Below are 6,155 nucleotides of genomic sequence, written 5' to 3'. Positions count from 1 at the left end.
TTGCCGGCGATAGGGCCAGCACCGGCGACACACCTCTCACCTTGATCAAAGGCCCCCACCATGCCCACCGTCCTGATCACCGGTTGTTCCAGCGGCATCGGCCGCGCCCTGGCCGACGCCTTCCGCGATGCTGGCCACCACGTCTGGGCCACCGCCCGCAAGCCTGAGGATGTCGAGCAACTGAGTGCCGCCGGCTACACCGCCCGGCAACTGGACGTGAACGACAGCGAGGCCCTTACCCGCTTGGCCGAGGAACTGGACAGCCTCGATATCCTGATCAACAACGCCGGCTACGGCGCCATGGGCCCATTGCTCGATGGCGGTGTGGACGCACTGCGCCAGCAATTCGAGACCAACGTCTTCGCGGTGATCGGCGTGACCCGCGCACTGTTCCCTCTGCTGCGCCGCTCCCGGGGCCTGGTGGTCAATATCGGCAGTGTTTCCGGCGTGCTGGTTACCCCATTCGCTGGCGCTTACTGCGCGTCGAAAGCGGCCGTGCATGCCCTGAGCGACGCCCTGCGCCTGGAGCTGGCCCCGTTCGGCGTGCGCGTGCTGGAAGTGCAGCCGGGGGCGATTGCCTCGCAGTTCGCCAGCAACGCCCAGCGCCAGGCCGAGCAGGTACTGGCGTCGGATTCGGCGTGGTGGCCGTTGCGTGAACAGGTGCAGGCGCGGGCGCGGGCTTCGCAGGACAAGCCGACTTCGGCGGCGGTGTTTGCCAAGGGCGTGCTGGCGGCAGTGAGCAGGTCACCGGTACCGGCTGTGGTGCGCTTGGGCAATGGCAGTACGGCGTTGCCGTTGATGGCTCGGTTGCTGCCGCGGCGTTTGCTGGATTGGGCGTTGCGCAAGCGCTTTGGCCTGCTGCGACCGCTTTGATTCTTTGCTTGCCTGTGCTGGCCTCTTCGCGGGCTTGCCCGCTCCCACAGGTATGGCACCCGCTTCGGAATCACACTACTCCTGTGGGAGCGGGCAAGCCCGCGAAGAGGCCGGTACAGGCAGTAGACAATCAGGCAATGGACCGCAGCACCCCGCCGTCCACCCGCAACGCCGCCCCGGTGGTAGCACTGGCCTGCAGCGATGCCAGGTACACCACCATGTTGGCCACCTCTTCCACTGTCGCCAGCCGCTTGATCAACGAACTGGGCCGGTGCTCGACCAGGAAGCTGGTTTCCAGCTCAGCAGTCGTGACCCCCTGCTCCTCGGCCAGCTTGGCGAAGAAGTCACCCACGCCTTCAGAGCGCGTCGGCCCAGGCAGCACGGCATTCACCGTTACCCCGGTGCCCGCCAGGGTCTCGGCCAGCCCTCGTGACACCGCCAACAGCGCGGTCTTGGTCATGCCGTAGTGAACCATCTCGGTCGGGATCTGCAGCGCCGACTCACTGGACAGGAACACCACCCGCCCCCATTTGCGCTCGGCCATGCCTCGGGCATAGTGGCGCGACAGGCGCACCGCGCTAAGCACGTTGACGTCGAAGAAGCGCTGCCAGTCTTCGTCTTCGATCTCGAAGAACGGCTTGGGCTCGAAGATGCCCAGGTTGTTGACCAGGATGTCGGTATGCGGCACCTGGTCGAACAGCTTTTGCGCACCTTCCTGGGTGCCGAGGTCGGCAGCGATGCCGATGATGCGCGCTTGTGGCAAGCGTTCGCGCACGGCGTTAAGCGCTTCGTCGACGCGGGATTGGGTGCGGCCGTTGAGGACCACTTCGGCGCCGGCTTCGGCCAGACCTATGGCGATGGCCAGGCCAATGCCGGCGGTGGAACCGCTGACGATCGCGCGTTTGCCGTTCAGGGAAATGTGCATCTTTGCCTCCTCATCTGTCTGGGAAATCGCCGGGGCTGCTTTGCAGCCCTTCGCGGGCAAGCCCGCTCCTACAGGTATTGCGCTGTACCTGAGACCTGCGCTGTACTTGTGGGAGTTGGCTTGCCGGCGATGGGCTGCAAAGCTTTCTTCACCGGTTGCTGATCAAACGCCTGCCAGCCACCCCCCAAGGCCTTGTACAGCGCCACCAGCGCCTGCGACACCGCCGCCGAGCTGTCGATCCACTGTTCCTCGCTGGCCAGCAAGGCACTCTGCACCGTCAGCACGTTGAGAAAATCCACCGCCCCTTCCACGTACTGGCGCTGGGCGGTTTCCAAGGCGATGCGGTTCTGCCGCACGGCCTCGGCCAGGTGATCACGGCGCAACTGACTGGCGTTGTACAGGCGTAGCACATCGTCAATCTCATGCCAGGCCCCCAGCACCACCTTGCGATAATTAATCGCCGCTTCCTGCTGCTGCGCCTCGCGCAACTCCAGGGTGCCCTTGAGTCGGCCGCCCTCGAAGATCGGCAATGAAAGCTGTGGCCCAAAGGCAAACCGGCGCGCGTCCCAGGCACCAAAATCGGACAACTGCATGGCCTGGAAGCCGACACTGCCAGACAGCCGGATGCTCGGGTAGAAGTCGGCCTTGGCCACGCCGATGCTGGCGGTGGCAGCGTGCAGGCGAGCCTCGGCCTGGCGGATGTCCGGCCGGCGCTCGGCCAGCTCGGACGGCAAGCCGATGGCGAACTTCTGCCGCGGCGCAGGCAGTTCGCCGCCCTGTAGCAACTGGGCCTGCAGGCTGCGCGGGGGGTCGGCGGCGAGCAGGCTGAGGGCGTTGATCAGGTCATCGCGCCGGGCTTCGAGGCTGGGCAGACGCGACTCGATGGACGCCACCTGGGCACTGGCCTGGGCTACGTCGAGGCGGGTAGCGACGCCTTCGGCCTGGCGGCTTTCCGAAAGCTTCAGGCTGTGCTGGGCGACCTTGAGGTTGTCGCGAGTGACATCGATGGTGTGCTGCACCGCACGCAACTGGATGTAGTTGCCGGCAGTTTCCGACAGTAATGCCAACAGCACACCGCGGCGGTCGTTCTCCGCCACTTCGACCGTGGCATCGGCCGCCTCGACCTGGCGCCGCACGCGGCCCCACAGGTCCAGTTCCCAACCCGCTACCAAGTCGCCCTGCCAGAGGTTGAAGGCTTGCTTGCCCGCCTTGCCAGACGGGTCGCTCAGGCCTTCGGCGCTGTTGCGGGCACGGCTGTAGCCGGCAGCAACATCCACCGCCGGCATTTCATCGGCGGCCACGGTGCTGCGCAAGGCCCGGCTTTGTACCAGCCGGGCACTGGCCATCTGCAAGTCGAGGTTGCGCTCGGCAACGCGCTGGATCAATGCGCTGAGCTGGGCATCGTGGAAACTTTCCCACCAGCGCAGCTCCAGCGGTTCGGCCTGCGGCTGGCTGGCCGCCGCCTCACCTTGCAGCGGCGCCCATTGTTGCGGTGCCTGGCTGTCGGGGCGCAGGAAGTCCGGGCCCATTGTGCAGCCAGCCATCAGTGCGGCCAACAGCAATGGGCTCACGCGTAATGCCGCTTTCATCGTGCGCTGACCTCTTTGCCGTTCAGCTTGTCGCCACGGGTATCGATGGTCGCTTCCACCGACATGCCCACGCGCAAGCGGGCCAGCAGCGGCTGGCCATCATCGAAAACGATCTTCACCGGAATGCGCTGCACTACCTTGGTGAAGTTGCCGGTGGCGTTGTCCGGCTTCACGGCGGCGAAGGTCACGCCGGTGGCCGGGGCGATACTTTCCACATGGCCTTGCAGCTTCTCGCCGGAGAAGGTGTCGACGCTGATGCTCACCGGCTGGCCCGGCTGCACGTGGGTCAGCTGGGTCTCCTGGAAGTTGCCGACCACATAGGCCTGTTGCAACGGCACCACCGACAGCAGGCGAGCGCCCGGGTTGACGTAGGCGCCGACCCGCAGCGCGCGCTCGCCGACCATGCCGTCCACCGGCGCGGTGATGCGTGTGTAGGACAGGTCAAGCTGGGCTTTTTCCAGGCCCGCTTCGGCGCGTTTGAGCTGGCCATCGGCACTGGCTACCTGGGCGGTAAGGATGTCCACTTGCTTGCGCGCCGCCACCAGCGCTGCTTGGGAATTGGCCAGCCGCGCGCGGGCCTGGTCGACCCTGCTGCGTGCCTGCTGGGCATTCTGCACGGTACCGGCGCCCTGCTCGGCCAGGCGGCTGTAGCGGTTGACCTCATGGTCGGCGAACGCCGCTTCGGCCTGGGCCGCTTTCACCGCAGCTTCGGCCTGGGCAATCAGCGCGGCCTGGCGTTCGAGGGTGGCACGGGCATCGGCACTTTGCGCCTTGGCCACCAGCAATTGCGCCTGCGCCGCATCCAGCGCGGCCTGGTAGTCACGGGCATCGATGGTCGCCAATAGCTGGCCAGCCGTGACCTGCTGGTTGTCCTCTACCAGCACCTCTTTGATAAAGCCGGCTACCTTGGGCGCGACCACCGTGTAGTCGGCGATCACATAGGCGTCATTGGTGCTCTGGCGGTGGTCGCTGCCGAACAGCCAGGGGCCGACGATGCCAGCCAGGACAGCCACGGCGAGCACCGAGCCGATAAACAGGGTTTTGCGGTTGTTGGTCATATCAGCGGTTCTCGAATTCATCCAGGGTTCAGGCCACCGCGCGCGGCGGGTAGACCCGAGTGGGCACGAAAGGAATCAGGCAGATCAGGGCCACGGCGATGCAGGCCATAACCAGGTAAAGGTCGGCCGAGGTCAGCACCAGCGCCTGATCGTGGATGCGCCTGGCCAGGCCAGCGGCGTTATCGTCGACCAGCGGAGCGTTGCCCAGGCTGTCCACCAGGTGGTTGGAATGGAAGTGCCGGCGCAGGGTGCCAAGCGCATCCAGCAGGCCACCGGCGATCACCGCGGCCAGGCCCTTGACGGTGTTGAACCAGCTGGAGGCGAACGGGCCTTCCTGCGGAGTCATGCCGTTGGTGGACAGCATCAGCAACGGCAGCACCGCCATCGGCTGGCCGAACACCTGCAGCAGGTAGAACGGGTAGAAGTCGCCACGGATCCATTCGCTGGTCAGCAGGCTGCTGCCAACACAGGACACCGCCAGCATCGCCAGGCCGATGCCCAGCACCCAGCGGCAGTCCACCGCGCGGATGTTGCACAGCGCTGCGGTCAATGGCAGGGCGATCAACTGCAGCATCGCCACCAGCATCATCAGCGGGCTGGTCTGCGCCGGCCGGTAGCCCTGGATCTGCGCCAGGTAGGCCGACGGAATGCTGCCGACACCCGACAGCACGACCAGCACGCCGGCCAAGGTCACCAAGGCGAAACTCAGGTTGCGCCGCGACAGCATGCGCAACTGGAAGAACGGCAGCGGCTCGGACCATTCGTTGAACATGAACAGCACCAGCAACAGCAGCCCACCCCCGAGCAGCCAGCAGATCAGCGGCGAGTCGAACCAGCCCCAGCGGTCCCCCAGCGACAAGCCCAGGACGATACTGCTGATGGCCGGCAGGCCAAGCACCACGCCACGCCAGTCGAACTGCCTGAAACGCTCCAGGCGCAGCGGGTCCTGCGGCAGGCCCCAGCCCACACAACACATGGCCAGTGCCGACGGCAGAATGATCTGCCAGAACGCCCATTGCCAGCCCACGTATTCAGTCCACAACCCGGCCAGCGGGGTGCCGAGGTTGGGGCCGAACGTGGCGGTCAGGGCGTAACAGGCCAGGCCGTATACTTTGATGCCCGGCGGTAGGAAACGCAGGGCCACGCTCATCAGCATCGGTGGCAAGGCGCCGGCGGCAAAGCCCTGCAGCACGCGCAGCAGCATCAGGCTGTGCAGGTTGGGGGCGAACGGCTGCAGCAAGCCGAGCACGGCGAACAGGCCAATGGCGCTCAGGGTGAAGCGCCGCAGCGAGAAGGTGGTGGCCAGCCACGGCGCAAAGGCCATGGCCGAGACCGAAGCGGCGCTGTACACCGCCAGCAGCCAGGCACCTTCGTCGGCCCCGATGCCCATGGCGCCGCGGATATCGGCCAGGGAAATCTTGGTCACCGACTCGTTGAGGCCCGCACACAACACGGCCAGCAATACACCGAACAGCCCGACCACCACCTGCAGGCCGAACGCCGTCTGCGCAGGCGCAGCCGGCGCGGGGGCGCCGACGATGGCAGCAGACGGGGCGGACAGGGAACTCATGCAACGACATCTCCAGCAACAAATTTGCGACTGGAGCAAGTCTAAGAAGGTCGAATGCTGACGAAAACTGACTTCTCGGTAGGTTTATGTTGCGTCAGGCGCAATCCACTTTTTTGCAGATCTGGCCCTATCGCCGGCAA

General features: G+C 65.8%; 4 protein-coding genes and 1 pseudogene. 1 reads left to right on the top strand and 4 read right to left on the bottom strand.

Annotated features, from left to right (window positions below):
* Window positions 1-60: 60 nt before the first annotated feature.
* Window positions 61-873: an SDR family oxidoreductase gene (locus tag G1E_RS26220; RefSeq protein ID WP_009685807.1), complete on the top strand. Its 813-nt coding sequence runs from the start codon at window positions 61-63 to the stop codon at window positions 871-873.
* A 130-nt stretch (window positions 874-1,003) separates the two neighbouring features.
* On the opposite strand, the gene G1E_RS26215 is transcribed toward G1E_RS26220, so the two are convergent.
* The 4 genes and pseudogenes from G1E_RS26215 to G1E_RS26200 all read right to left on the bottom strand — a co-directional run bounded on the left by G1E_RS26215 (window position 1,004) and on the right by G1E_RS26200 (window position 6,015).
* Window positions 1,004-1,798 carry an SDR family NAD(P)-dependent oxidoreductase gene (locus G1E_RS26215; RefSeq protein ID WP_009685808.1) on the bottom strand — a complete coding sequence of 265 codons (795 nt, stop codon included), beginning with the start codon at window positions 1,796-1,798 and terminating at the stop codon, window positions 1,004-1,006.
* 152 nt (window positions 1,799-1,950) lie between these two features.
* Window positions 1,951-3,387: pseudogene (locus G1E_RS26210) on the bottom strand (efflux transporter outer membrane subunit); the annotation flags it as partial.
* Window positions 3,384-4,445: an HlyD family secretion protein gene (locus tag G1E_RS26205; protein WP_009685812.1), complete on the bottom strand. Its 1,062-nt coding sequence runs from the start codon at window positions 4,443-4,445 to the stop codon at window positions 3,384-3,386. The gene G1E_RS26205 and the pseudogene G1E_RS26210, both read right to left, overlap by 4 nt.
* 28 nt (window positions 4,446-4,473) lie before the next feature.
* Window positions 4,474-6,015 (bottom strand): MFS transporter, encoded by a 1,542-nt coding sequence (locus G1E_RS26200; RefSeq protein ID WP_009685813.1) that lies wholly within the window; start codon window positions 6,013-6,015, stop codon window positions 4,474-4,476.
* Between the last annotated feature and the right edge of the window lie 140 nt (window positions 6,016-6,155).

Source organism: Pseudomonas sp. TJI-51, assembly GCF_000190455.2.
GTDB lineage: Bacteria > Pseudomonadota > Gammaproteobacteria > Pseudomonadales > Pseudomonadaceae > Aquipseudomonas > Aquipseudomonas juntendi.
Note: the sequence above shows the minus strand (reverse complement) of the source record. Positions and strands in the feature narration are given on the sequence as shown.

Coding starts and splice junctions, on each gene's coding strand:
- G1E_RS26215 (WP_009685808.1), bottom strand. CDS start 1,798: ATGCACATTTCCCTGAACGGCAAACGCGCGATCGTCAGCGGTTCCACC.
- G1E_RS26200 (WP_009685813.1), bottom strand. CDS start 6,015: ATGAGTTCCCTGTCCGCCCCGTCTGCTGCCATCGTCGGCGCCCCCGCG.
- G1E_RS26205 (WP_009685812.1), bottom strand. CDS start 4,445: ATGACCAACAACCGCAAAACCCTGTTTATCGGCTCGGTGCTCGCCGTG.
- G1E_RS26220 (WP_009685807.1), top strand. CDS start 61: ATGCCCACCGTCCTGATCACCGGTTGTTCCAGCGGCATCGGCCGCGCC.